1 protein-coding gene is annotated in these 214 nt (G+C 46.3%); it reads right to left on the minus strand.

What is annotated here, in order from left to right; genetic code table 11:
* The coding region (locus V6252_RS13420) for a chorismate synthase (protein ID WP_341610766.1) at nucleotides 1–214 on the minus strand (214 nt) is incomplete at both ends.

The following is a 214-nucleotide window of genomic DNA, read 5'->3' on the forward strand; positions in this document are numbered from 1 at the left end:
TGAGCAATATCTGCTTCTAAACGATCAAATACTGGCTCGCGTAAGCCTACTGGTACAGCGCTCGCAATGATATCATGGCGCGCGCCACAGCTAGTGCCTTCACGGCGCAAGTTATCAATCATAGTTTCAAAACGGCCAATCGCTTCTTTGTCTGCACAGAAGAACGGATTGCTTTTTAAAAACTGACAGTCAATTTGGCTCGGGTCTATGACTT

Origin of the sequence: Psychrobacter proteolyticus (assembly GCF_038155145.1) — a bacterium.
GTDB lineage: Bacteria > Pseudomonadota > Gammaproteobacteria > Pseudomonadales > Moraxellaceae > Psychrobacter > Psychrobacter proteolyticus_B.